At 44.6% G+C, this 25132-nt stretch carries 21 protein-coding genes; 6 read left to right on the forward strand and 15 right to left on the reverse strand.

The genetic code is table 11. The features are described from left to right. Nucleotides 1–109 precede the first annotated feature (109 nt). Genes AB4513_RS00780 through AB4513_RS00800 form a run of 5 tightly spaced genes read left to right on the forward strand, consistent with a single transcriptional unit; the run spans nucleotide 110 to nucleotide 6012 of the window. Nucleotides 110–1393 (forward strand): carbohydrate ABC transporter permease, encoded by a 1284-nt coding sequence (locus AB4513_RS00780; protein ID WP_009847628.1) that lies wholly within the window; start codon nucleotides 110–112, stop codon nucleotides 1391–1393. 37 nt (nucleotides 1394–1430) lie between these two features. Then, nucleotides 1431–2264, forward strand: coding sequence for a sugar ABC transporter permease (locus AB4513_RS00785; RefSeq protein WP_029223077.1), 834 nt, complete (start codon nucleotides 1431–1433; stop codon nucleotides 2262–2264). Nucleotides 2265–2273: 9 nt separating this feature from the next. Beyond that, a complete protein-coding gene (locus AB4513_RS00790; protein WP_050395133.1) occupies nucleotides 2274–4112 on the forward strand; it encodes a glycoside hydrolase family 13 protein in 1839 nt (612 codons plus the stop codon). After that, on the forward strand, nucleotides 4096–5157 hold the full coding sequence (locus tag AB4513_RS00795; RefSeq protein ID WP_240798326.1) for an ROK family protein: 1062 nt from the start codon (nucleotides 4096–4098) through the stop codon (nucleotides 5155–5157). Before AB4513_RS00790 ends, AB4513_RS00795 begins: the two co-directional genes overlap by 17 nt. Before the next feature lie 54 nt (nucleotides 5158–5211). Then, entirely contained in the window at nucleotides 5212–6012 is an 801-nt protein-coding gene (locus tag AB4513_RS00800) for a TrmB family transcriptional regulator (RefSeq protein WP_009847632.1), read from the forward strand. Nucleotides 6013–6307: 295 nt separating this feature from the next. Here AB4513_RS00800 and recA read toward each other — a convergent pair whose 3' ends face one another. After that, nucleotides 6308–7348, reverse strand: a complete 1041-nt coding sequence (gene recA / locus AB4513_RS00805; RefSeq protein ID WP_009847633.1) for a recombinase RecA — start codon at nucleotides 7346–7348, stop codon at nucleotides 6308–6310. A gap of 139 nt (nucleotides 7349–7487) precedes the next feature. Further along, complete coding sequence (pncC, locus tag AB4513_RS00810; RefSeq protein ID WP_029223075.1) at nucleotides 7488–7982, reverse strand: nicotinamide-nucleotide amidase; 495 nt, start codon at nucleotides 7980–7982, stop codon at nucleotides 7488–7490. Between the two features lie 124 nt (nucleotides 7983–8106). Here pncC and mutS point away from each other — a divergent pair, with 124 nt between their 5' ends. Next, nucleotides 8107–10668, forward strand: a complete 2562-nt coding sequence (mutS, locus tag AB4513_RS00815) for a DNA mismatch repair protein MutS (RefSeq protein WP_009847635.1) — start codon at nucleotides 8107–8109, stop codon at nucleotides 10666–10668. A gap of 144 nt (nucleotides 10669–10812) precedes the next feature. Here mutS and rpoS read toward each other — a convergent pair whose 3' ends face one another. The 13 genes from rpoS to rlmD all read right to left on the reverse strand — a co-directional run bounded on the left by rpoS (nucleotide 10813) and on the right by rlmD (nucleotide 25129). Further along, nucleotides 10813–11793: an RNA polymerase sigma factor RpoS gene (gene rpoS, locus AB4513_RS00820; RefSeq protein WP_009847636.1), complete on the reverse strand. Its 981-nt coding sequence runs from the start codon at nucleotides 11791–11793 to the stop codon at nucleotides 10813–10815. 98 nt (nucleotides 11794–11891) lie between these two features. Further along, the gene (gene nlpD / locus AB4513_RS00825; protein WP_009847637.1) at nucleotides 11892–12806 is read right to left on the reverse strand and encodes a murein hydrolase activator NlpD; all 915 of its coding nucleotides are present in this window, start codon (nucleotides 12804–12806) and stop codon (nucleotides 11892–11894) included. Nucleotides 12807–12841: 35 nt separating this feature from the next. Next, nucleotides 12842–13468: a protein-L-isoaspartate(D-aspartate) O-methyltransferase gene (locus AB4513_RS00830; protein ID WP_009847638.1), complete on the reverse strand. Its 627-nt coding sequence runs from the start codon at nucleotides 13466–13468 to the stop codon at nucleotides 12842–12844. After that, nucleotides 13469–14212 (reverse strand): 5'/3'-nucleotidase SurE, encoded by a 744-nt coding sequence (surE, locus tag AB4513_RS00835; RefSeq protein WP_009847639.1) that lies wholly within the window; start codon nucleotides 14210–14212, stop codon nucleotides 13469–13471. 98 nt (nucleotides 14213–14310) lie between these two features. Continuing rightward, nucleotides 14311–15357 (reverse strand): tRNA pseudouridine(13) synthase TruD, encoded by a 1047-nt coding sequence (truD, locus tag AB4513_RS00840; RefSeq protein WP_029223074.1) that lies wholly within the window; start codon nucleotides 15355–15357, stop codon nucleotides 14311–14313. Between the two features lie 22 nt (nucleotides 15358–15379). Next, entirely contained in the window at nucleotides 15380–15859 is a 480-nt protein-coding gene (ispF, locus tag AB4513_RS00845; protein ID WP_029223073.1) for a 2-C-methyl-D-erythritol 2,4-cyclodiphosphate synthase, read from the reverse strand. Between the two features lie 2 nt (nucleotides 15860–15861). Continuing rightward, the gene (gene ispD / locus AB4513_RS00850) at nucleotides 15862–16563 is read right to left on the reverse strand and encodes a 2-C-methyl-D-erythritol 4-phosphate cytidylyltransferase (protein WP_009847642.1); all 702 of its coding nucleotides are present in this window, start codon (nucleotides 16561–16563) and stop codon (nucleotides 15862–15864) included. Continuing rightward, a complete protein-coding gene (ftsB, locus tag AB4513_RS00855; RefSeq protein ID WP_009847643.1) occupies nucleotides 16563–16844 on the reverse strand; it encodes a cell division protein FtsB in 282 nt (93 codons plus the stop codon). Before ftsB ends, ispD begins: the two co-directional genes overlap by 1 nt. 302 nt (nucleotides 16845–17146) lie before the next feature. Then, complete coding sequence (gene eno, locus AB4513_RS00860; RefSeq protein WP_009847644.1) at nucleotides 17147–18445, reverse strand: phosphopyruvate hydratase; 1299 nt, start codon at nucleotides 18443–18445, stop codon at nucleotides 17147–17149. Between the two features lie 81 nt (nucleotides 18446–18526). After that, entirely contained in the window at nucleotides 18527–20167 is a 1641-nt protein-coding gene (locus AB4513_RS00865; RefSeq protein WP_009847645.1) for a CTP synthase, read from the reverse strand. Between the two features lie 132 nt (nucleotides 20168–20299). Next, nucleotides 20300–21115 carry a nucleoside triphosphate pyrophosphohydrolase gene (gene mazG / locus AB4513_RS00870; RefSeq protein ID WP_009847646.1) on the reverse strand — a complete coding sequence of 272 codons (816 nt, stop codon included), beginning with the start codon at nucleotides 21113–21115 and terminating at the stop codon, nucleotides 20300–20302. A gap of 332 nt (nucleotides 21116–21447) precedes the next feature. Next, nucleotides 21448–23673 (reverse strand): GTP diphosphokinase, encoded by a 2226-nt coding sequence (relA, locus tag AB4513_RS00875; RefSeq protein WP_009847647.1) that lies wholly within the window; start codon nucleotides 23671–23673, stop codon nucleotides 21448–21450. Between the two features lie 136 nt (nucleotides 23674–23809). Further along, nucleotides 23810–25129, reverse strand: coding sequence for a 23S rRNA (uracil(1939)-C(5))-methyltransferase RlmD (rlmD, locus tag AB4513_RS00880; RefSeq protein WP_009847648.1), 1320 nt, complete (start codon nucleotides 25127–25129; stop codon nucleotides 23810–23812). Between the last annotated feature and the right edge of the window lie 3 nt (nucleotides 25130–25132).

Consider the following 25132-nt stretch of genomic DNA (forward strand, 5'->3'; position numbering starts at 1 on the left):
GACTTACAAGCGACTTAGCTCATGCGCTGTGTCATAAAGCCACAGCGCTAGTTCAGGGCGTGACCAGAAAACGAATACATAACGACAACCTAAACAATAGAGATAAACAATGTTGTTAACAGAGAATCAGCCGGCATCGCGAATGCCCGCTTCACTCCTTATTATGGGGAGTACACAGATCGTAAAAGGTCATTGGATAAAAGGCGGTGTATTTTTAGCCATGCAGCTAATCACATTGTTGATTCTCCCGGAGCTGTTGGCCTCGCTAAAAGGCTTAGTCACTTTAGGAGATGTCGCTCAAGTTCGTGAAGGCTTTAAAATATTACAGGGCGATAACTCGGTCTTTATGTTGGTCGAAGGGGTCATAGCCCTACTCTACAGCTTCTTATTCATCTGTCTGTACATCGCTAATGTCCAAGATGCAAAAGTCAGCCTTAAGTCACGACTGAACCTTCGAGAACAATTTAAAGACATTTACGACCAAAAGTTCGCGTTCATCATGCTATCGCCAGCTTTTATTGCCAGTATCGCATTCATTATTTTACCAATCATAATTACGGTACTCGTCTCTTTCACTAACTATTCGGCACCTCATCATATCCCACCAAGAAACCTTGTAGATTGGGTGGGGTTTAAAAACTTTGTTTCACTATTTGAACTGAAAATATGGTCGAGCACTTTCTTCGGTGTCGCTTCTTGGACGGTTCTGTGGGCATTTTTTGCCACCATATGTACTTGTGGGTTTGGTTTTTTACTGGCGCTTGCGCTACAAAATCGAAACATTAAAGCAAAAAAAGCATGGCGCTTTATCTTTATTCTCCCTTATGCCATTCCTGCTTTCGTGACCTTATTGATGTTCCGCTTGCTACTGAATGGTATTGGACCAGTCAACGCAACGTTAAACTCGTGGGGCTTTGATTCGATTGCCTTCTTATCAGACCCTTTCACCGCAAAAATTACCGTTATCGCGGTGAGTGTTTGGGTTGGCGCACCTTACTTTATGCTGCTTATTGCAGGGGCACTGACTAACATTTCAAGCGAACTTTATGAAGCCAGTGAAGTCGATGGTGCAAGCAAGTTCCAGCAATTTAAAGAAATCACCCTGCCTATGGTGTTGCACCAAGTGGCCCCATCGTTGGTCATGACCTTTGCCCATAACTTCAATAACTTTGGGGCGATTTACCTGTTAACCGAAGGGGGTCCTATCAACCCTGAATATCGATTCGCAGGACATACCGACATTTTGATCACTTGGATTTACAAGCTCACGCTCGACTTCCAGCAGTATCAAATCGCTTCGGTTATCTCAATCATTATCTTCTTGTTCTTGTCTGGTATTGCGATATGGCAATTCAGCCGCATGAAGTCATTCAAAGACGATGTAGGTATGTAACATGGCTAATTTAAATAGTACGAATAAGTTAATTAACATGGACAAATACATTGGAAAAATAGGCACCCTAGTCGTGTACCTATTTCTCATTGCCAACGCATTATTAGTACTTGGACCAGTGATTTGGACAGTGCTAGCTTCATTCAAAACAGGGAATAACTTATTCAGTTCTTCTTTCACAAGTATTGACTTTACGCTCGACCACTACCGCGCATTGTTCACGGACACACCCTATTTAGACTGGTATAAAAACACCTTTCTTCTCGCGACAGCGAATATGGTTATCTCACTGGTTGTCGTGACTATTTCAGCGTTTGTGTTCTCTCGCTACCGCTTCAATGGTAAGCGCAACATTATGATGAGCATTCTTGTATTGCAGATGTTCCCGGCCTTTCTTTCGATGACGGCTATCTACATCTTGCTATCAAAAATGGGATTGATTGATACCTATGCTGGCTTGTTATTTGTGTATGTAACGGGCTCATTACCATTCATGATTTGGTTGGTGAAAGGTTATTTCGATGCCATTCCCACTTCATTAGATGAAGCAGCAAAAATTGATGGCGCAGGCCACATGACGATTTTCCTCGAGATCATTCTCCCTCTCGCGAAACCTATCTTAGTGTTTGTTGGTTTAGTGTCTTTCACCGCACCTTGGATGGACTTCATTTTACCTACGCTGATCTTACGCAGCGAAGAAAAAATGACGCTAGCCATCGGTATTTTCAGTTGGATTTCATCTAACTCAGCGGAGAATTTTACGCTGTTTGCCGCGGGTTCATTATTGGTTGCAGTGCCCATCACTTTGCTATTTGTTGCGACTCAAAAACACATTACTACCGGCCTCGTCAGCGGTGCAGTTAAAGAATAATAATTAGGGATGATTTCCGCTATGGCTATTACAAATTCAGTTATCAACAAACCGATTACAAAAAGCTCGCTGACTCACTCAGCAAAAAGTGCAGACAGCTACGCTTACAACAATGAAACGCTTCACCTTCGCTTACGCTGTGCAAAAGGCGAACTAGACAAGGTTTCACTTTGGATAGGCGACCCGTACCACTGGGCAGAAGGTGGCCTCGATGGTGGCAACCTAGGTGGCAGTGATGCACACGGTTGGGTGGGTGGCAATGAAGTGACCATGATTCATGAAGGGGAAACCGAGTACCACGACCACTGGTTTGCAGAGTTTACTCCACCGAAACGTCGTAGCCGCTATGGCTTTATTTTGTACGGAAAAGGCGGCGAAAAGATTCTATTTGGAGAAAAACGCTGCGCCGACATTTCAACGACTGAAAACGCAGAAATCGAGCTGAGTAACTTAAGCAATTTCTTCTGTTTTCCTTACATAAACCCTCGTGACGTTTTAAAGACACCGACGTGGATAAAAGACACCATTTGGTACCAAATATTCCCAGAGCGCTTTGCCAATGGTCGCCCTGAAACATCACCTGCCAACGTGCAACCTTGGGGAACCAGACCTGTATCCGACAACTTTATGGGTGGCGATTTATGGGGCGTGATCGATAAGCTCGATTACCTGCAAGATCTTGGCGTGAATGGTTTGTATTTGTGCCCTATTTTCACAGCCAACGCCAACCATAAATACGACACTGTCGACTACTACAATGTAGACCCGCACTTTGGCGGCAATGAAGCTTTTAAAGCACTCGTCGATGAAGCCCATAAACGCGGCATGAAAATTATGCTCGACGCGGTGTTCAACCACATTGGGTCTCAATCTCCACTATGGCTAGACGTTGTGAATAACGGGGCAAAGTCCAAATACGCCGACTGGTTTTGGATCAATCAGTTCCCTGTATACCCAGATACGCCAAAAGAAGACTGGGATTTCTGGAACTTAAACTACGAAACTTTCGCCAACGTCGTCGAAATGCCAAAGCTGAATACTGAAAATGAAGAGTGCCGCGCATACTTATTAGACGTGGCGCGCCACTGGGTAGAAGAGTTCAACATTGATGGATGGCGTTTAGACGTAGCCAACGAAGTGGACCACGCGTTTTGGCGTGACTTCCGTAAAGTCGTAAAAGATGCCAACCCAGACTGCTACATTCTTGGGGAGATTTGGCACGAAGGTATGCCTTGGCTACGCGGCGACCAATACGATTCGTTGATGAATTATCCGCTGACACAAGCCATTACCGACTACTTTGGTCTTGGCGACGTTGATAAAGAGAGCTTTGTAAATGCAGTGAACGCGTCGTACATGGCATACCCACGCAACGTAAACGAAGCGATGTTTAACTTATTAGATAGCCATGACACCACTCGCATTATCTCTTTATGCCAGGGCGACAAACGTAAAGCTAAATTAGCTTATTTATTTATGTTCACTCAAGTCGGTGCTCCATGCATTTATTATGGTGGCGAAATTGGTATGGATGGCGGCCGCGGCATGGGCAGCGAAGACAACCGAAAATGCATGATATGGGAAGAATCAGAGCAAGACTTAGAATTCAAAAACTTCATTCAAGAAATGATCGCTTTGCGTAAAGCCAATCCCGATTTTAATCAGCCTTGCATTGACTGGTTAAACGTGGAGGATGAAAAAGGGACGGCAGACAAAGAGTGTATCGCTTACCTCCGTGGCAATTTAATGTTTGTTCTAAACAACAGCGATAAAGATAAACAGATCATGCTCGATGGAAAATCACTGACCATTAGCGCTTATGGCTACGTGATTGAGCAAGCGAACTAAATCCAAGTGTGTCATTAATCAAATCATGCTCATTAAAGCAGAACCAAATATAGTGATGGGAATCGCGATTGATTCCCACTCTATTTACTCGGTCGCCAGCACCTCTAACGGACAAGAGGTGTATAGAATGGTGCAGCGCACTCCTGGCGACCTTGCCCACTTGACTCAACATTTGATAAGCCGAATATCAAGCGTCAGCTACCGCTATGGACGTATCGCCGCGATAGGCATAAGTGTATCTGAGTTTTTTTTATCTCATCGCCAATCCGTACATGAAGTTGCAAAATCAAGTCCTACTCACTCGACAGAAATCACCCAATTAACACGAAACCTGAATCAGCATTTCAAGGTCGACTGCTCGCTTGTGATGCATTCACACAGTGCGGCCATTGCGTGCGACGCTATTAGTAACGCCATGAAAAGCGCTGACTCAATTGAACAACCACTCTCGGCAGGTTCAAGTCTAAATAAGAGGGCTAGAGATTTATACAAAGAGGCCATACTCAGCGTATTTTTGGGCGATGGTTGTGGCATAAGTTTTTATCAAAATAACGAGCAAGTGCACCACCCATTAAGCTCACATTGGGCACATTCAAGGTTGCCTAATTTTCAATGGCTCGTTGATGGCTTAACTCCTGTATGTCGCTGTGGAAATGAGGCCTGCATTGAACAGTTTTTATCCGCACCAAGTATTGAGCGGCAATATCATCAAGTCGTGCTAAAAGACCAAACTTTAGCGCAAATTTTTTCAGGCGTAGACCTAAGTGAACCGCATGCATCGCGCATATATCGTACTTATATCGACCAATTGGCGCGCAGTTTAGTTAATCCCATTCAACAATTACTGCCTACACGACTCGTATTATCAGGCGAAGCAACGACCTATCCTACATTAACGGCAGATTTAAAAGTCGCATTGTCTCGCTACATTCACGTTAATGAAATTCCAGTGATTATTCACCCAAAACAAGATGAATTCACCTTTGCTCGCGGAGCGTTTCTCATCGCTGAAAAAAATCACAACAATCATTTACGCTCGTCGTGACAAGAATGGTAACCTTAGAAGGAGAAGATATTGAATAGTTTCAGAGGACAACCCGTGTCAGAGCTAGTCACCAAATTAATGGATTTTGGGTTTACCAAAACCGATGCGCTTGTTTATATTAATTTACTCAAAAATGGCCAATCCAGCGGATATAAAATCGCGAAAGAGATCTCTATCTCCCGCTCTTCTGTTTACTCGTCTATCGATAACCTTTACGCCAATGGCTACATTTTCATGTCTGATGGCGACACTAAAGAGTACGAAGCTAAATCACCAGACTTGATTTTCAGCCAGATAGAAAAAAAGACCGTCACTAATATTAATTTCCTTAAATCAGAATTATCTAAGATGATGCTGAAAGAGGAAAAAGAGTTCGTTTACAACGTATCGGGGTTCGACAACTTACTTCAAAAGGCCAAGGAAATCATTAATCAGGCAAATCTAGAAATTTACCTGAATACCGATTTTAACCTTGAATTGTTTGGCAAAGAATTATGCGACGCCGTGGAACGTGGAGTTCGAGTGATTGGCTTTTCATTCAACAAAATGGCGAGCCCACATGAAAAAATAGAATTACATTCGCGTTCTGAAAATGAAGAAACCGAATACCCTTCACACCGCTTTATGTGTGTAGCCGATATGAAGCTCGCCCTCATGTTCTCACACCGTGAAGAAACTTTAGGCTTGTATGCAAACAATCGCTTAATTGTAAAAATGATCGCAGAGCATATTCACAGCGATATTTACCTAACAGAATACGAGCGCCTGGCTCCTAATCAGCACCAACACGTCAGAGTAAATACGATTCACGAACAGCACAATGCTATGGTACTCGACGAGCTTAAGAAGCACTAGTTCAGCAGACCGAATTCAATAATAAGATACGAACAAAGGTCTAGTAATAGGCCTTTAGGGGCAAGAACTTTTGACGGTAATCGATTTAACCCAAAGGGTTTCTTTGATTATTTGATAAAGAATAGACCTATGAGTGCATGACTGTAAGTAATCTAGAGCAACCACCGTCACTTTCCTCTAAACATTCAAATACCTTACATTTTTACGACTGAAACAATAAAGCCTCGAAAATTCGAGGCTTTAAAATCTTTCAAAGTCATGCTTTCTTATGAAGGTGACTTAACAAAACGTTAGCTTATAGCTCTTCGTTTTCTTCTTCCTTCTCTGCACCTTTCTCTTCAAGCACAGCAGGAGTTAGCAGTAACTCACGAAGTTTAGTATCAATTTCTAGAGCAACTTCTGGGTTTTCACGCAGGTATTTACCAGCGTTAGCTTTACCTTGGCCGATCTTGTCGCCTTTGTAGCTGTACCAAGCGCCTGCTTTTTCTACTAGCTTATTCTTAACACCTAAGTCGATAAGCTCACCTTCGCGGTTGAAGCCCTTTCCGTAAAGGATTTGAGTTTCAGCTTGTTTGAATGGTGCAGCAATCTTGTTCTTAACAACCTTGATACGAGTTTCGTTACCAACAACTTCATCACCATCTTTAATCGCGCCAGTACGGCGAATATCAAGACGAACAGATGCGTAGAACTTAAGTGCGTTACCACCTGTTGTTGTTTCAGGGTTACCAAACATCACACCAATTTTCATACGAATTTGGTTAATGAAGATAGCCATACAGTTAGACTGCTTAAGGTTACCTGTTAGCTTACGCATTGCTTGAGAAAGCATACGTGCTTGAAGACCCATGTGGCTATCGCCCATTTCGCCTTCGATTTCTGCTTTAGGTGTTAGTGCTGCTACTGAGTCAATAACAAGAACATCGATAGCACCTGAACGAGCCAGTGCATCACAAATTTCTAGAGCTTGTTCGCCTGTATCTGGTTGAGACACAAGCAAAGCGTCGATATCAACACCCAACTTTTGAGCGTAGATAGGGTCTAGTGCGTGCTCGGCATCGACGAATGCACACGTTTTGCCCACTTTCTGTGCTGCAGCAATAAGCTCAAGCGTTAACGTTGTTTTACCTGATGATTCTGGACCGTAAACTTCTACGATACGTCCCATCGGTAGGCCACCAGCACCTAGTGCGATATCTAGAGATAGAGAACCTGTAGAAATAGTTTCTACGTCCATTGTGCGGTTATCACCAAGACGCATGATTGAACCTTTACCAAATTGCTTTTCAATCTGACCAAGGGCTGCGGCTAACGCTTTTTGTTTATTCTCGTCCATTACTATCTCCACATAATCGGTTGTCTTAACAAGCGATCTAGAATCTATTTCTAACCCACATAGGGGTGACTAATTGGCTTTTATTATACTGTTGATTCATACAGTGTCTATACCTGTGTGAAAATAATTTGTACAAATGTTACTTACCTTCCATTGATAGGTAATCATAAATAACTTGTAGGGCATGGTGCGTGGCTTGTTGGCGTACTTGTGATCTGTCGCCTGTAAATACATGCGTTTCTACTTTATCCCAACCGTTTAGTGCTTTCCAAGCGAAACATACCGTTCCAACAGGCTTATCTTCGGTCGCGCCACCTGGGCCAGCAATACCACTGATCGATACAGAGATAGTCCCATTTGAATGTTGCAATGCCCCGCTCGCCATTTCTATTACGACAGGCTCACTCACCGCACCGAACTCAACTAAGGTTTTAAGCTGTACGCCGATCATCTCTTGCTTCGCTTCATTGCTATAAGTAACAAATGCACGATCAAACCAACCAGAGCTCCCTGCGATATCCGTCACCGCGCTAGCAACCCCACCGCCAGTGCAAGATTCAGCCGTCACTAAAACGTGTTTATGTTTAGCGAGTAAGTGTCCAAGCTGTTCACTAAGATCTTGAGTCATCTGCATCATCAACTTCCCTTTATCTACTGTCATATCATTCGGATTCGCATCTTTTCGCATGTGTCGCTTTTCGCACGAAACGCTTTCACGTATCCTAAGCCGCAATAGAAATAAACGAAAGAAGTTAACTGTGAAAGCCGATCAAAAACATACTCCCATGATGCAGCAGTACCTAAAGCTAAAAGCAGAAAATCCAGAAATTCTGCTGTTCTACCGCATGGGCGATTTCTACGAGCTTTTCTACGATGATGCTAAAAAAGCCTCTCAACTCCTCGATATTTCGCTAACCAAGCGTGGCTCTTCAAACGGTGAGCCTATTCCTATGGCGGGCGTTCCATACCACGCCGTTGAAGGTTACCTTGCGAAGTTAGTGCAGTTGGGCGAGTCCGTAGCGATTTGTGAGCAGATTGGTAATCCAGCAACTTCAAAGGGCCCGGTTGAGCGTGCTGTCGTACGTATCGTTACACCCGGTACCGTGACCGATGAGGCTTTGCTTTCTGAGCGCATTGATAACCTGATTGCCTCTATTTACCACCACAATGGTAAATTTGGCTACGCGACGCTTGATATTACTTCTGGCCGATTCCAGCTATGTGAGCCGGAAACCGAAGAAGCAATGGCGGCAGAACTGCAGAGAACCTCACCTCGTGAGCTACTGTTCCCTGAAGATTTCGAACCTGTAAATCTAATGGCAAGCCGTAATGGCAATCGCCGCCGCCCGGTATGGGAATTTGAATTAGATACCGCGAAGCAGCAATTGAATAAGCAGTTTGGTACTCGCGATCTGGTTGGCTTTGGCGTAGAAGGCGCGAAACTAGGCTTATGTGCGGCTGGTTGTTTGATCCAATACGTGAAAGATACCCAACGTACTGCCCTTCCACATATCCGTTCACTGACGATGGATAAGCAAGATCACTCGGTGATCCTCGATGCAGCGACTCGCCGTAATTTGGAGATCACGCAAAATCTTGGTGGTGGTAGTGATAACACCCTTGCCGAAGTACTTGATCACACTGCGACAGCAATGGGTAGCCGTATGCTTAAGCGCTGGTTACATCAACCAATGCGCAATATCTCTGCACTCGATCAGCGCCTAGATGCTATTGGTGAAATGAAAGATTTAGCTCTGTTCACAGAACTACAGCCAACCTTAAAACAGATCGGGGATATCGAACGTATTCTTGCTCGATTGGCACTTCGTTCAGCTCGTCCTCGTGATATGGCACGACTTCGCCAAGCGATGGAATATTTGCCAGAACTTGCAGAAACACTGACGCAATTGAAGCACCCATACCTAACTCAACTTGCTCAATATGCCTCGCCTGTGGATGAGGTTTCTGAACTACTTGAGCGAGCGATCAAAGAGAACCCTCCCGTGGTTATCCGTGACGGTGGTGTAATTGCAGAAGGCTACAATGCCGAGTTAGACGAATGGCGCGACCTTGCAGCTGGCGCAACCGAATTTCTTGATAAACTTGAGCAAGAAGAGCGCGAACGTCATGGTATCGATACACTTAAAGTGGGCTACAACAACGTACACGGTTTCTTCATTCAAGTAAGCCGCGGACAAAGCCACCTTGTGCCACCACACTATGTTCGCCGTCAAACGCTGAAAAATGCAGAGCGTTACATCATTCCTGAGCTAAAAGAGCATGAAGACAAAGTGCTTAGCTCTAAATCGAAAGCCCTAGCTATCGAGAAGAAGTTGTGGGATGAGTTGTTTGATTTGTTACTGCCCTATCTAGAGCGACTACAAAACATTGCTTCTTCAGTGTCTCAACTGGATGTTCTTCAAAACTTAGCTGAACGCGCAGACACCCTTGATTACTGTCGTCCAACCATGACTGAGTCAGCTGGTGTACAAATTCAGGCGGGTCGTCACCCCGTTGTTGAACAAGTAATGGACGAACCGTTTATTGCTAACCCTATCGACCTCAATGATCAACGTAAGATGCTGATCATCACAGGTCCAAACATGGGTGGTAAGTCGACCTACATGCGCCAGACCGCACTCATTGCGCTGATGGCTCATATCGGTTGTTATGTTCCAGCAGAAAGCGCGACGATTGGTTCTATCGACCGTATCTTTACTCGTATTGGCGCATCCGATGACTTAGCTTCGGGTCGTTCAACCTTCATGGTTGAGATGACAGAAACCGCAAACATTCTGCACAACGCGACACCAAATAGCCTTGTGTTAATGGATGAAATCGGTCGTGGTACCAGTACTTACGATGGTCTGTCTCTGGCTTGGGCAAGTGCGGAATGGCTAGCCAATCAAATCAATGCGATGACACTATTTGCAACGCACTACTTTGAGCTAACTGAGCTACCAAACCAAATACCAACCTTAGCGAACGTACACTTAGATGCGGTTGAACATGGCGACAGCATTGCCTTTATGCACGCAGTTCAAGAAGGTGCCGCAAGTAAATCTTACGGCCTTGCGGTTGCAGGATTGGCTGGCGTGCCTAAAGCAGTGATCAAAAACGCACGTGCGAAGCTGACTCAGCTAGAAGCATTGAGTATCGACTCTCCGACATCAAAGCCAAGTGGCGTTGATATCGCGAACCAACTGAGCCTGATACCTGAACCAAGTGAAGTCGAACAAGCACTGGCGAATGTTGATCCTGATGATCTGACACCTCGCCAAGCATTAGAAGAACTCTACCGTTTGAAGAAGTTACTTTAGTCTCTTTCCAAGTAGGTTGCTATTGTCGTTTTGTACTGTCGCTTGAGTCGGCAGCATGAACAACAAAAGCCACAAACAAAAAAACGCTGAATTAAAGTCAGCGTTTTTATTTGTCTTCTATTCAAAGAAACATCATCAGTTCATTTAGTCGTTTTCTACGTTGAACAGGTTTTCCATATTCAAGCCTTGCTTGATTAAAATCTCACGTAGACGACGCAGACCTTCAACTTGGATTTGGCGAACGCGTTCACGAGTTAGGCTAATTTCACGGCCTACTTCTTCTAGTGTTGATGGTTCATAGCCAAGTAATCCAAAGCGACGCGCAAGCACCTCTTTCTGCTTAGGATTCAGCTCATCAAGCCAGAAAATCAACGAGTTCTTAATATCGCTATCTTGAGTTGAAACCTCAGGGTCTGAGTTGTTGATGTCCGGAATTATATCCAGTAGCGCTTTCTCACCATCACCACCGATAGGTGTATCAACAGAGCTCACTCTTTCGTTTAGACGAAGCATCTTGCTCACATCACCAACAGGTTTGTCTAGCTTAGAAGCAATTTCTTCTGCCGTTGGTTCATGGTCAAGTTTTTGTGAAAGTTCTCTTGCGGTACGTAGGTAGATGTTCAGCTCTTTCACAACATGGATTGGCAAACGGATAGTGCGAGTCTGATTCATTAGCGCACGTTCAATGGTTTGACGAATCCACCATGTTGCGTAAGTTGAGAAACGGAAGCCACGCTCTGGGTCAAACTTCTCTACGGCGCGAATCAAACCTAGGTTGCCTTCTTCAATAAGATCGAGAAGTGCAAGACCACGGTTGCTATAACGACGAGAAATTTTCACCACCAAACGCAGGTTACTTTCGATCATGCGTTTGCGTGCTGCTTCATCACCGCGTAGAGCTCGACGTGCATAAAGTACTTCTTCTTCAGCGGTTAATAGTGGTGAGAAACCGATTTCGCCTAAGTAGAGTTGAGTCGCATCTAAGCTTTTAGACGTAACTTCAGTCTCTTCTTTCGCTTCGGTTTTCTTAGTGACTGTTCGTTTTGCTTTTCCAAGAGCTTCCTGTTCCGTGGTTGCTTGGTTAAGATCGAACTCTTCTTTGGTTACTGCATTGCTTATACTCATAACGCCTCCCCCTGGCGAAATTAGCATGACATTACAACTTCATATGTCGCTAAATGACTATGTCACTCCATACAATACGTAATTTTTGCATATTGTATTTAAGGTAAATACCGTTTTGGATTAACTGATTTACCTTGGTAACGAATCTCAAAGTGCAGCCTGACACTGCTGGCTCCAGAGCTTCCCATTGTTGCAATCTTCTGCCCTGGTTTCACACTTTGCCCTTCAGATACTAATAGTCGGTCGTTATGCGCGTATGCACTTAAGTAATTATCATTGTGCTTCACAATCACTAGATTGCCGTAGCCTCGTAATGCATTACCCGAATAAACAACCGTTCCCCCTGCAGTAGATACTATTGGCTGACCTCGCTGTCCTGCTATGTCTATGCCTTTATTTCCTTGTTCGCCTACAGAGAACTTCTTAATTACTCTCCCTTTCGTTGGCCATAACCATTTGGATACTTTGTTACTCGTTGGTTTTGTTGGCGGTGTAACATTCTGTTTACCTTTAGAACCAACATACTCCTTTGATTTGGATTGTACAACCTTCTTTTGTGGATCTTTTTTCGCCACTTTGGTGGTTGTTTGAGCGGGCGCAGATTTAGAGCTTTTACTCTTTTGAGATGTTGTTTTAGGTTTGCTTGAGGCCAACAAAGTTGTGGATGCGGCAACAGGCGCAGCGACGGCTGCAACCGCTACCGTTGATTTACCATACGCTGGAGCGTTGTAGCTAGGACGCCATAACTTAAGGCTCTGTCCGGGATGGATGGTATAAGGTGCAGACAGATTGTTATAGCGAATCAGCTCTTTAACATCTTTATTTGTTACGTAAGCAATAAAATAAAGGGTATCGCCTTTTTTCACTTCATAGTAACTACCACGATAACTACCACGATCAATCGATGAGTAATTCTTGTTTAAGCTTGAAACTGGCGCAGGCGAATTCGCAGCACACCCAACAAGTGCACAGCTAAGCAGTAGAGAACTTCCTTTAAAAACCTTCGAACGCATCGACTTTCTATCCACCTACACCATTAATAATTTTATTAAGCTAACTCACCAGGTACAAGAGGTACAAATCGCACCATCTCGATAACACTCGATAAGAACTCATCACCGTGGCGAACAATCTTCAACAGTTGTTGTTCATCATCTCCGACCGGAATTAATAAGCGGCCTCCATCTTTCAACTGCTGCAAAAGCGCTTGAGGGATCGACTCTGCAGCAGCGGTGACAATAATCGCATCAAAAGGCGCCTTAGAAGACCAACCTTGCCAACCATCACCGTGCTTGGTTGAGATGTTGTAGAAATCGAGTTGCTTCAACCTACGCTTAGCATCCCATTGTAGCGACTTTATTCTTTCAACCGAATACACGTGATCAACCAGCTGAGCCAAAACAGCCGTTTGATAACCAGAACCCGTTCCGATCTCCAAAACGCGGCTGTCTTGTTGTAACTCAAGCAGCTCGGTCATTTTAGCAACAATGTAAGGCTGAGAAATTGTCTGCCCCTGCCCGATAGGCAGCGCATTATTATCATAGGCTTGGTGATGCATAGCCTGTGATAAAAAGCTCTCTCTCGGTAGTAAGTAAATAGCATCAAGAACCTTTTGATCCTGAATACCATTTTCTATCAGAAAAGTAACTAAGCGCTCAGCTTGTGGATTACTCACTTATTTATCCCCTAACCATGTAGTCATCGCACCCAACGACTCATGTGCCGTCAGATCAACTTGTAGTGGTGTTACCGACACAAAACCATGTTCAATGGCGTAAAAATCGGTACCCTCACCAGCATCTTGCTCCTTACCAGGAGGGCCAAGCCAATAGATATCATGACCACGTGGGTCTTTCTGCTTAATCATATCTTCAGCATGGTGACGAGCACCTAGACGTGTCACCTGAGTACCCGATATTTGTTCTAATGCTAAGTCAGGGACGTTCACGTTTAACAGGCGATTGGTCGGGATTGGGTTTGCTAAATGTTGTTCGACAATACGGCGAGCAACCGCTGCCGCTGTCTTAAAATGTTGTTTTCCAACCAGAGAAAATGCCACCGATTGAACACCTAAAAAGTGGCCTTCCATTGCTGCTGCGACTGTACCTGAATAAAGCACGTCATCACCAAGGTTAGCTCCGTGATTAATACCCGTTAAAACCAGATCAGGCATGTCACTCTTTAGGAGTTCGTTCAATGCGAAATGTACACAGTCGGTCGGTGTTCCTTGTACCGAATAGGTATTTCTAGCAATCTCTTGAACACGCAAAGGCTGTTCCAAAGTTAATGAATTTGAAGCACCAGAGCGATTACGGTCAGGTGCCACAATGATAACTTCAGCAAGATCACGTAATTCATTTGCCAGCTCATGAATACCTTGAGCATGCACACCATCATCGTTGCTGAGTAAAATCTTCATCTTGTATCCTTTCTTTTGTACCAATGCCAAGTCACTTAAATACCGATATAAAGTCACTTAAATATCAATATAAAGTGACTTAGACCCAAGCAGAATCATTATTGCTCGTAGGTTCTTTCTACGTGTACTTCTTCAACTAGCTCACGAACGATAGCGGTTGCGAAGCAGCCTGCGTCCAGAGAGAATTTAAGAGTGACATTGTCTTCGTTTACTTCCCACACTAAACCCATCGGCTTCAACGAGGCTTCACGGCGATCATGGCGCATACGGTTGCCACAAATAAGCGCCATTAGATCCGGTTCAGCATCAAGGTGTTTCTGCTCTAGAGCTTGAGACGCATCCGTCGTCGGTAACGCATTATCTCCAGCTAAAGCAACGGTAATAAACGCAGAACCATTGGCGATATCTTGGTTTACAGCTTCGATATTAGCGGCTGTCACAGCAAGTTGAGCATCGTTTTTAACTACAATATCGCCGACCAATGCCGAAGCAAACGCATCGTGCTCAATACGGTCAGAAAGAATTAAGTTGTAGATCCAAGAACGAGCTGCAGAGAGGTACAAGCTGCGCTTATTTTGATTACGTGTACGAACGTTTTCACGCCCCCAACGACGAGCTTCAGATAAGTTGTTACCTTCATTGCCAAACCTCTGAGCACCAAAGTAATTTGGCACGCCCACTTGAGCGACTTTTTCCAAACGTTTGACTACATCATCGCAGTCCGTTACTTCAGACAAAGTTAGCTCGAATTGGTTGCCAACTAAATCGCCTGGACGTAACTTTTTGTTGTGGCGTGCTGTCGCCAAGATCTCAATACTTGGGTATTGTGCAAGAAAAGCAGAAAAGTCAGGTTCACCTTTTGGTAGATGCACGCTCAACCACTGTTCTGTCACAGCATGACGGTCCTTCAAACCAGCCCAACTCACGTCTTTCGACTTAACACCACACGCTTTAGCCAGCTCGTTTGCTACAAAGCTCGTGTTCTCACCCGTTTTACGAATGCGCACCATAAGGTGTTCGCCTTCACCAGTGAACTCAAAACCTAAGTCTTCATTAACGACAAAGTGTTCGGCTTTTGCTTTTAGTTTTGCTTTCGCAGTTGGTTTACCGTTTAGATAAGCCAATGAAGATAAAATATCTGACATGCTGTTCTTTTCGTGTTGGTGCTTACGCACTTTTAGTAATTAGGACCACCGCTTCACATGCGATGCCCTCTTTGCGACCTGTAAAACCTAAACGCTCAGTGGTCGTCGCTTTTACATTCACATTGCTAATGCTGGTTTCTAAATCTTGTGCGATAGCGTGGCACATAGAGTCTATATGAGGCGCCATCTTTGGAGCTTGCGCCATGATAGTAATATCGGCATTACCAATCACGTAGCCTTGTTCTTTTACTCGACGATAAACATCTTTTAGCAGTTCACGGCTATCCGCGCCTTTCCACTCATCATCAGTATCGGGGAAATGACGACCAATATCACCGGCAGCAATCGCACCTAATAAAGCGTCACACAACGCATGAAGGGCAACATCACCATCGGAGTGTGCGATAAGACCCTGCTCATAAGGGACTCTAACGCCACCTATAATTACCGGACCTTCACCACCAAACTTATGTACATCAAAGCCATGGCCAATACGAATCATCATTATTCCTTATTCTGACTTAAATAGAACTCAGCAAGTGCTAAATCTTCAGGCTGAGTAATCTTAAAATTATCTGAGCGCCCTGCCACTAAAGCGGGCGATAAACCTTTCCATTCAAAGGCTGAGGCTTCATCGGTAATCGAAACGCCTTGTTGCAACGCCTCGCTTAATGCATTCCACAGAGGCTTTGCTCTGAACATTTGCGGCGTAAGTGCATGCCATAGATCGGCTCGCTCAACGGTATGTTCGATCTGCCCTTGGGCACCTCGCTTCATCGTGTCACGAACTGGCGCCGCTAAAATAGCCCCTACATCATGGCTCATCGCGCCGGAAATTAGCTTGTCGATATCACTGAGTTGAACACAAGGCCTTGCCGCATCGTGAACCATTACCCAATCGCTAAGCTGCTGCTCAGCGATACAGTTTAGCGCAGAGAGTACCGAGTCCGCTCGTTCGCTTCCGCCAGACACTCTGACCACTTTTGGATTCTGGTTGAGTGCTAACTCCGGGTAATAGGGGTCATCATCGCTGATCGCAACGACAATTTGAGAGACTTGTGGATGAGACAGTAATTTCTCAATGGTGTGCTCTAAAATCGTTTTGCCGTTAATCTTAAGATATTGCTTAGGGCGGTCTGCTTTCATTCGGCTACCGACGCCCGCTGCAGGTACAACGGCAATCACACTTTGAAGTTGAGTCGACATTAATGGGGTTCCTCACCAATGATGCGGAAAAACGTTTCGCCTTCTTTTACCATTCCAAGCTCATGACGTGCGCGCTCTTCTATCGCGTCTAAGCCTTGGCGTAGATCATCGATTTCCGCAAACATCTCTGCGTTACGAAGATGGAGCTTTTCGTTTACTTGCTGTTGAACTTGGATTTCGTTGTTCACACCGTAGTAATCAGAAATACCATTTTTACCGAGCCACAGTGTGTGTTGTAGCCAGCCAAACACTATGAGCAGTACTAAAGCAAAAATTCGCATAACACCTTTCGCCGGTTGAAAAAGAAGGAACTAGAATAAGGCACATATATACCATAATGAGCTTATTGGTGCGAGATATGTGGTGTTAGGGAATCAATAAGTCGGAGAATTATTGTCGGGATAAGTATGGTAACAATGAGATTCCCGACTCCTTCCTTCGTCAGTCTAGGGAATGACGAACTTTAGATGTAACGAGGAGGAGCTTTAGAACCTAGAGCTTCTTCCCGTCATTTTCTACAGACAAAAAAATGCCCCGCATAAGCGAGGCATTTAAAAAGCTTAGATTAATAATTCGCTAGGAATTATTGACCTTTAACTTCTTTAAGACCGTTGTAAGGAGCTTTAGAACCTAGAGCTTCTTCGATACGGATAAGTTGGTTGTACTTAGCAACACGGTCAGAACGGCTCATAGAACCAGTTTTGATTTGACCTGCAGCTGTACCTACCGCTAGATCAGCGATAGTTGCATCTTCAGTTTCGCCAGAACGGTGAGAGATTACTGCAGTGTAGCCAGCGTCTTTAGCCATCTTGATAGCAGCTAGAGTCTCTGTTAGAGAACCGATTTGGTTGAACTTGATAAGGATAGAGTTAGCTACGCCTTTCTCGATACCTTCAGCAAGAATCTTAGTGTTTGTAACGAACAGATCGTCACCAACGATTTGAAGCTTGTCGCCTAGAAGTTCAGTTTGGTGCTTGAAGCCATCCCAATCAGACTCGTCAAGACCATCTTCGATAGAAACGATTGGGAAGTTGTTCGCTAGCTCAGCTAGGTAGTGGTTGAACTCTACAGAAGTGAAAGTTTTACCTTCGCCCTTCATGTTGTAGATACCAGCTTCTTTGTCGAAGAACTCAGATGCTGCACAGTCCATAGCAAGAGTAACGTCTTTACCTAGTTCGTAACCAGCAGCTGCAACAGCTTCTGCGATAACTTCTAGAGCTTCAGCGTTAGACTTAAGGTTAGGAGCGAAACCACCTTCATCACCAACTGCAGTGCTGTAGCCTTTAGACTTAAGAACTTTAGCTAGGTTGTGGAATACTTCAGCGCCGATACGTAGACCTTCTTTAAGAGTCTTAGCGCCAACTGGTTGGATCATGAACTCTTGGATGTCAACGTTGTTATCTGCGTGCTCACCACCGTTGATGATGTTCATCATTGGTAGAGGCATAGAGAATTGACCAGCAGTACCGTTTAGCTCAGCAATGTGCTCGTAAAGAGGCATGCCTTTCGCAGCAGCAGCAGCTTTTGCGTTAGCTAGAGATACAGCTAGGATAGCGTTCGCACCGAACTTAGACTTGTTTTCAGTACCGTCTAGGTCAAGCATGATTTGGTCAACGTCAGCTTGTGCTTTAGCGTCAGAACCTACTAGAGCTTCAGCGATTGGGCCGTTTACAGCTTCAATAGCTTTAAGAACACCTTTACCTAGGAAACGTGATTTGTCGCCGTCACGTAGCTCAAGAGCTTCGCGTGAACCAGTAGATGCGCCAGATGGAGCAGCAGCCATACCTACGAAACCGCCTTCTAGGTGTACTTCAGCTTCTACAGTTGGGTTACCACGTGAATCGATGATTTCACGACCTAGAACTTTAACGATCTTAGACATTGAATGTTTCCTTCTCGTTGAATATATAAATGTCAAATTTAAAGGTAGCAGCACAACTTACGCAGCTACCTGTATTCCTTTTTACTTCTCTAATTCGCCGCGCTGGAACTCGCCAGCTGCTTTAACGAAACCTGCAAACAATGGGTGACCATCGCGAGGTGTTGAAGTGAACTCTGGGTGGAATTGAGCAGCAACGAACCATGGATGGTTCGGGTTCTCGATAACTTCAACCAGTTTCTTGTCCGCAGATAGACCCGATACTTTTAGGCCCGCCTTTTCAATTTGTGGACGAAGATTGTTGTTCACTTCGTAACGGTGACGATGACGTTCATGGATCGTCGCGCTACCGTATAATTCGTAAGCTTTTGTCCCTTTCGCTAGGTGACAAAGCTGTGAACCAAGACGCATTGTGCCGCCAAGGTCAGATGTTTCTGTACGCTCTTCAACTTTACCTTCGCCATCAGTCCACTCAGTGATAAGACCAACAACTGGGTACTTAGTATCAGTACAGAATTCAGAAGAGTGTGCCCCTTCCATTTTCGCAACGTTACGAGCGTACTCGATAAGTGCTACTTGCATACCTAGACAGATACCTAAGTAAGGTACTTTGTTTTCACGAGCGTATTGAGCAGCAAGAATCTTGCCTTCAACACCACGATCACCAAAACCACCAGGAACTAGGATTGCATCTAGGCCTTCTAAAACTTCTACGCCACGAGACTCAACGTCTTGTGAATCTACGTATTTAATATTAACGCTTAGGCGATTTTTCAAGCCCGCGTGTTTTAGCGCTTCATTTACTGATTTGTATGCGTCTGGTAGTTCAATGTACTTACCAACCATACCAATCGTCACTTCACCCGTTGGGTTAGCTTCTTCGTAAATTACTTGTTCCCATTCAGACAGGTCTGCTTCTGGAGCTGTGATGCCGAAACGCTTACATACAAGTTCATCAGTGCCTTGAGCTTTAATAAGCTGAGGGATCTTGTAGATAGAGTCAACATCGCGCATAGAAATAACTGCATTTTCTTGCACATTACAGAACAGAGCAATTTTCTTACGCTCGTTCGAAGGAATGTTGCGGTCTGAACGACAAACTAGAATGTCTGGCTGAATACCAATAGACAGCAGCTCTTTTACAGAGTGTTGCGTTGGCTTAGTTTTCACTTCGCCCGCAGCTGCTAGGTATGGCACTAGAGTAAGGTGCATGAACATTGCGCGTTCACGGCCTAGCTCTACTGCTAGCTGACGAATCGCTTCCATGAATGGTAGAGATTCGATATCACCAACCGTACCACCAACTTCAACAAGCGCGATATCGTGGCCAGCTGCGCCAGAAATTACACGTTCTTTGATAGAGTTAGTGATGTGCGGGATAACCTGAATAGTTGCACCTAGGTAATCACCGCGACGCTCTTTAGCGAGTACGTCTGAGTAAACACGACCTGCAGTGAAGTTGTTACGCTTAGTCATCTTGGTGCGAATGAATCGCTCGTAGTGACCAAGGTCAAGGTCAGTTTCAGCGCCATCTTCCGTAACGAACACTTCACCGTGTTGAGTCGGGCTCATTGTGCCTGGATCAACGTTGATGTAAGGGTCAAGCTTCATCATAGTCACTTTAAGACCACGAGCTTCTAAAATAGCCGCAAGAGATGCTGCTGCAATACCTTTACCTAGAGAGGATACAACCCCGCCAGTAACAAAAATGTAATTTGTCGTCATGTTTAACCTGAAATTGGTTGAATGAGGGAAATGGATTACTTCTGGACGGGATGAAAATATACCAGAAGCCCCTTATCGCCACAACGTGAAATCTATCACACTGCTATTTTTTATTTTTTGCTTCAAATCAATTCATGATAAAAGCTTTGATGATCTTTTCTCCGCCACTTTGACTTCATCCCATATGGAATCAAGCTGTTGTAGAGAAAAGTCGGTCAAAATTTTATCTTGCTGACGAACTTTTTGTTCCACACCTTTAAAGCGGCGTGAAAATTTCAGATTGGCTTTATTGAGAGCCGTTTCTGGATTTTTACCCAAATGTCGCACTAAATTGACGGTAGCAAACAACAAATCACCCAGTTCTTCTTCAACTAAATCTTCGTTTGGCGTTACTTGAAGCGCTTCTTCTAGCACCTCATCAACTTCCTCTAAAACCTTATCGGCGACTGGGCCAATAGAATCCCAATCAAAGCCAAATTTCGCGACTTGCTTTTGAATTTTTGTAGCACGCGAAAGTGCAGGTAGAGAGTTTGGTATTGAGTCTAGAATACTTTCTTGAGTTTTGCCTGCCTGTGCTTTTTCTTTGGCTTTTTCAGCTTCCCAGTTCGCATTAATTTCTTCATCGTTCGCAAATTCTGTATCAGAGAATACATGCGGATGGCGGCGCGTTAGCTTCTCATTGATACCGTCGACCACATCAGAGAACTCAAACAAGCCCTGCTCTTTTGCTAACTGACTGTAGAAAATCACCTGAAACAACAGGTCGCCCAACTCTTCTTGTAGATTCGGCCAATCTTTGTTGTGAATCGCGTCCACCACCTCATACGTCTCTTCGATAGTATGCGGCACAATTGTTTCAAAATTTTGTTTCAAATCCCAAGGACAGCCACCTTCAGGATCGCGCAGCTTAGTCATGATCTGTTCAAGTTGTTCAATCGGGTGATTCATCGTTTTATTCCTATTCACTGTCTTTGATTTTTAAATTTATACCGTCTTCTAAAACTAAAAAAGGTGAGTAGCCAAAACCACTCACCTTTCTACTTTTTCGGTCATCCTCAAGAGCGAAGAATGAGCGAGTTGGGGATCTCAAATCGCTTGGCGAGATTCCCTATCCACGTTCGTCCCTCACTGTAGGGAATGACGACTATCTTTGTTTTACTAAGTAATTGGCTCTTCTAACAAGGCAACAAACTTACGAGACTTCTGAGCATAGCTTGCCTATGTGATGAAGCGAGTATAGTGCAGTTAACACAGTTAGAAGGCCAAGTACGACGTAAAAACTAGCCTAGGCGTTTTACGCTCATAACATCTTTGATCTGTTCTACTCGGCTTGTCACTCGACTCAGAATTTCAATGTTGGTCACTTCCAGATCGAAATCCATCACCGACAGCTGACGTTTATAGTCAATACGGCTCTTCATTGTCGTCACACTGACTTTTTCGTTCAAGAACAGGGATGTAATGTCTTTCAACAAGCCGGTACGTTCTAGCGCCTCTACACGCAGTGTTAAGATATACGAGCCTACAAAACCATCTCCCCACACCGTATCGATGATACGTTCAGGGGCATGTAGGTTAAGTTCACTTAACTGCTCACAATCGCTGCGGTGTACTGAGATACCACGCCCTTGAGTAATGTAACCTTTGATCACATCACCTGGGATTGGCTGACAACAACGAGCCAAGTGGGTCATTAGGTTATCAACACCTTCAACAACGACAGCATCCTTTTTCGGACGGCTCTGATGTGCTGGCTTATTGTCAGACTCAAGCAACTTCTCGAGTGCTTTCTTATCTTCTTCTTCAGCCGTCGGCTTATTGACCAGAGCATTGATGTGATTAACCACTTGGTTAATACGCAAATCACCGCTACCAATACCTGCATACAATTCATCAGGTGTATTGACGTTGAATCGTTTCAGCGCATATTGCTCAGCATCTTTCAGTGTTGCGCCGACTCTGCCTAGCTCGACTTCTAGGATGTCTCGTCCAGCTTCGAGATTTTTCTCACGACTCTGAGCGCGGAACCAAGCGTTAATTTTTGCTCTAGCTCGACTTGAATGAACAAAACCTGTGGTCGGATTTAACCAATCACGTGATGGATTCGGTTCTTTTTGAGTAATGATCTCAACTTGATCGCCCATCGCCAACTTATGAGTAAACGGAACGATTCGACCTGCGACTTTGGCACCGATACAACGGTGTCCAACCATCGAGTGAATGTGGTAAGCAAAATCCAACGGCGTTGCACCCATTGGTAAATCGACCACATCACCGCGTGGTGTAAAGGCATAGACTCGGTCATCAAAGACTTGGCTACGTACTTCATCCAGCATTTCGCCAGAATCCGACATCTCTTCTTGCCAGTCGATAAGCTTACGCAACCACGTGATTTTCTCATCGTAGCCACTGCGTACACCGCTAGAAGCACCTTCTTTGTACTTCCAGTGCGCAGCCACACCTAACTCAGAGTCTTCGTGCATTTGCTTGGTACGGATCTGAATTTCGATGGTCTTGCCTTCAGGGCCAAGAACTACGGTATGAATCGATTGGTAACCATTGGGCTTAGGATTCGCCACATAGTCATCAAATTCACTAGGAAGATGTTTATATTTGGTGTGAACCACACCTAGACCGGCATAACAGTCTTGCAGTTGGTCGGCAATAATACGTACCGCACGCACGTCAAAAAGCTCATCAAACTCTAAGCCCTTTTTCTGCATTTTACGCCAGATGCTGTAGATGTGTTTGGGACGACCGCTGACTTCAGCATTGATGCTTGAACGGTTCATTTCTGATGTTAGGTCATCAACAAAGTCAGTGATGTATTGTTCGCGCACGATACGACGCTCTGACAGCTGTTTGGCAATCTGCTTGTAGGTATCTGGTTGTTGATAGCGGAAAGCGTAATCTTCAATTTCCCACTTTAGCTGACCAATGCCCAAACGGTTTGCAAGAGGCGCATAGATGTTAGCACACTCTTTTGCTGCCGCACGGCGAACAGCATCAGGGGCCTTTTTCACCTCGATGAGGTTGCAAATTCGTTCTGCTAGCTTGATGACGACGCAGCGGAAATCATCGACCATGGCCAGTAACATTCGACGAACGTTATCTACTTGTCCCGAGGCAGCACTGCCTTCAAGGGTAACGTTGAGCTGGCCCAAAGCTGCCATTTCTTCAACGCCATCAATTAACTTTACGGTTTCTTTACCGTAGCTTTCTTCAAACGCTTCACGTCCAAAAACGCCGCTTGAAACAACGGGGAAAAGTTGCGCTGCAATTAAAGTGGCACGGTCCATCGACAACGTAACCAAGATTTCGATCATCTCACGTCCACGCCAAAGCAGGAGCGACGCTTGCTCGTGATCTTTTAATAGCTCTTCACAGTGACGATAAACTTTGGTCAGTTTATTCGAGGTTTTTACGTCTTGATTCAGTGACGCAATCCAACTTTCTAGCTCAAACTGTTCGCTTGGGTTTAAATGTGCGCTTCGTACCGCAACCATCATGCCTTCCTAGTTATTATGTTTTATACCCAATTCAATATGACTAACTGATTCCAAGTTAGTTCGACTCATATTGATATCAGCGCAGGCTTCCCTGCACCTTTGTGATTCATTTTTAAGCCTTATTTAAGGGCTTCTAAGCCTTGATAAAGAGAGCCATCGATTCTAGATGACTGGTATGGGGAAACATATCCAACATACCAAGTTTGGCTAATTGATAGCCTTGTTTTTCTAAACTCTCAGAATCTCTCGCTAGAGTAGCAGGATTACACGAAACATAAACCACACGCTTCGCTCCTAACGCTGAAATTTGATCAACGATCCCACTCGCTCCAGCACGTGCAGGGTCAAGTAATACTTTATCGAATTTCTCTTTTGCCCAAAGCTGTGAAGATAAATCTTCTTCGAGGTTCGCTTGGTAAAACTCCGTATTGCTTAACTGGTTTAACGCCGCATTAGCCGTTGCCTGTTGAACCATTTCATCAACGCCTTCCACACCAACGACAAACGCCGATTGTTGTGCGATAGGCAGACTGAAGTTGCCTAAACCACAAAACAGGTCAAGCACACGCTCATCCGCTTGAGGCTCTAACCACTCAATCGCTTGAGCAACCATCTGTTGGTTCACTTTCTGGTTAACTTGTATAAAGTGGTTTGGCTCAAAAGGTAAGGTTACACCGGTTTCACTATAGCTTGGCGAATCACCCACCAAACGAACCAACTTATCGGTTTCTGGCATCGAGTACAGCGTTGCACCTTCTTCTTTCGCGAGCGTCATCAACGCTTGCTCATCTTTTTCAACCAAAGGTTTAAGGTGACGCAGCACCATAACAGGGCCAGTATCACCCAACACCAATTCAACATGTCCTAAAGACGTAAGGCTACTGAAAGTGTTCAGTAAACTTTTCAGTTTTGGCAGCAATACATTAAGGCGAGGGTCAAGCACCGCGCAGTCGGTGATGTTTTCAATCTGTTTACTTTGTTTCTTACGGAAACCAAACTGAAGCTGCTGTGTCTTCTTATCAACAAATAGACTGATACGCGCGCGACGACGATAACCGGTGTCATCACCGACAATCGGCTGGGCGACTTCGGTGTTAGCCGTTTGGTATTTGCTCATCAGGTGCGTCAAAGATTGTGATTTATGCTCAACCTGAGATGAGTAACCGAGATGTTGAAGATGACAGCCACCACACTGATTAAAGTGCTTACAGAATGGCTTTAAACGCAGCTCACTCGGTTGAAGTAATTTGATGAGTTTTGCTCGAGAAAACTTACTTTTGCTCTCAGTAAGTTGAATAACCACCTTCTCACCGGGCAATGCGCCATCAATGAAAACGGGTTTGTTCTTCTGATAAGCGATGCCAGCGCCATTGTGATCCATTCGTTCAACCAAAACCGATTGATGCTTGGTCTCGAGTTGAGTTTTCTTTTTTGGTTGGAAAAAACGTGCCATTGC

This window comes from Vibrio sp. 10N.222.54.E6 (genome assembly GCF_041473955.1).
GTDB lineage: Bacteria > Pseudomonadota > Gammaproteobacteria > Enterobacterales > Vibrionaceae > Vibrio > Vibrio tasmaniensis_A.

What these genes read in the sequence shown, in the direction of transcription:
- pncC (WP_029223075.1), bottom strand. Translation starts at nt 7,982, where the DNA reads ATGCAGATGACTCAAGATCTTAGTGAACAGCTTGGACACTTACTCGCT.
- recA (WP_009847633.1), bottom strand. Translation starts at nt 7,348, where the DNA reads ATGGACGAGAATAAACAAAAAGCGTTAGCCGCAGCCCTTGGTCAGATT.
- ispD (WP_009847642.1), bottom strand. Translation starts at nt 16,563, where the DNA reads ATGTCGACTCAACTTCAAAGTGTGATTGCCGTTGTACCTGCAGCGGGC.
- rpoS (WP_009847636.1), bottom strand. Translation starts at nt 11,793, where the DNA reads ATGAGTATAAGCAATGCAGTAACCAAAGAAGAGTTCGATCTTAACCAA.
- surE (WP_009847639.1), bottom strand. Translation starts at nt 14,212, where the DNA reads ATGAAGATTTTACTCAGCAACGATGATGGTGTGCATGCTCAAGGTATT.
- AB4513_RS00865 (WP_009847645.1), bottom strand. Translation starts at nt 20,167, where the DNA reads ATGACGACAAATTACATTTTTGTTACTGGCGGGGTTGTATCCTCTCTA.
- nlpD (WP_009847637.1), bottom strand. Translation starts at nt 12,806, where the DNA reads ATGCGTTCGAAGGTTTTTAAAGGAAGTTCTCTACTGCTTAGCTGTGCA.
- eno (WP_009847644.1), bottom strand. Translation starts at nt 18,445, where the DNA reads ATGTCTAAGATCGTTAAAGTTCTAGGTCGTGAAATCATCGATTCACGT.
- AB4513_RS00785 (WP_029223077.1), top strand. Translation starts at nt 1,431, where the DNA reads ATGGACAAATACATTGGAAAAATAGGCACCCTAGTCGTGTACCTATTT.
- relA (WP_009847647.1), bottom strand. Translation starts at nt 23,673, where the DNA reads ATGGTTGCGGTACGAAGCGCACATTTAAACCCAAGCGAACAGTTTGAG.
- AB4513_RS00780 (WP_009847628.1), top strand. Translation starts at nt 110, where the DNA reads ATGTTGTTAACAGAGAATCAGCCGGCATCGCGAATGCCCGCTTCACTC.
- mazG (WP_009847646.1), bottom strand. Translation starts at nt 21,115, where the DNA reads ATGAATCACCCGATTGAACAACTTGAACAGATCATGACTAAGCTGCGC.
- ispF (WP_029223073.1), bottom strand. Translation starts at nt 15,859, where the DNA reads ATGATTCGTATTGGCCATGGCTTTGATGTACATAAGTTTGGTGGTGAA.
- ftsB (WP_009847643.1), bottom strand. Translation starts at nt 16,844, where the DNA reads ATGCGAATTTTTGCTTTAGTACTGCTCATAGTGTTTGGCTGGCTACAA.
- rlmD (WP_009847648.1), bottom strand. Translation starts at nt 25,129, where the DNA reads ATGGCACGTTTTTTCCAACCAAAAAAGAAAACTCAACTCGAGACCAAG.
- truD (WP_029223074.1), bottom strand. Translation starts at nt 15,357, where the DNA reads ATGTCAGATATTTTATCTTCATTGGCTTATCTAAACGGTAAACCAACT.
- AB4513_RS00790 (WP_050395133.1), top strand. Translation starts at nt 2,274, where the DNA reads ATGATTTCCGCTATGGCTATTACAAATTCAGTTATCAACAAACCGATT.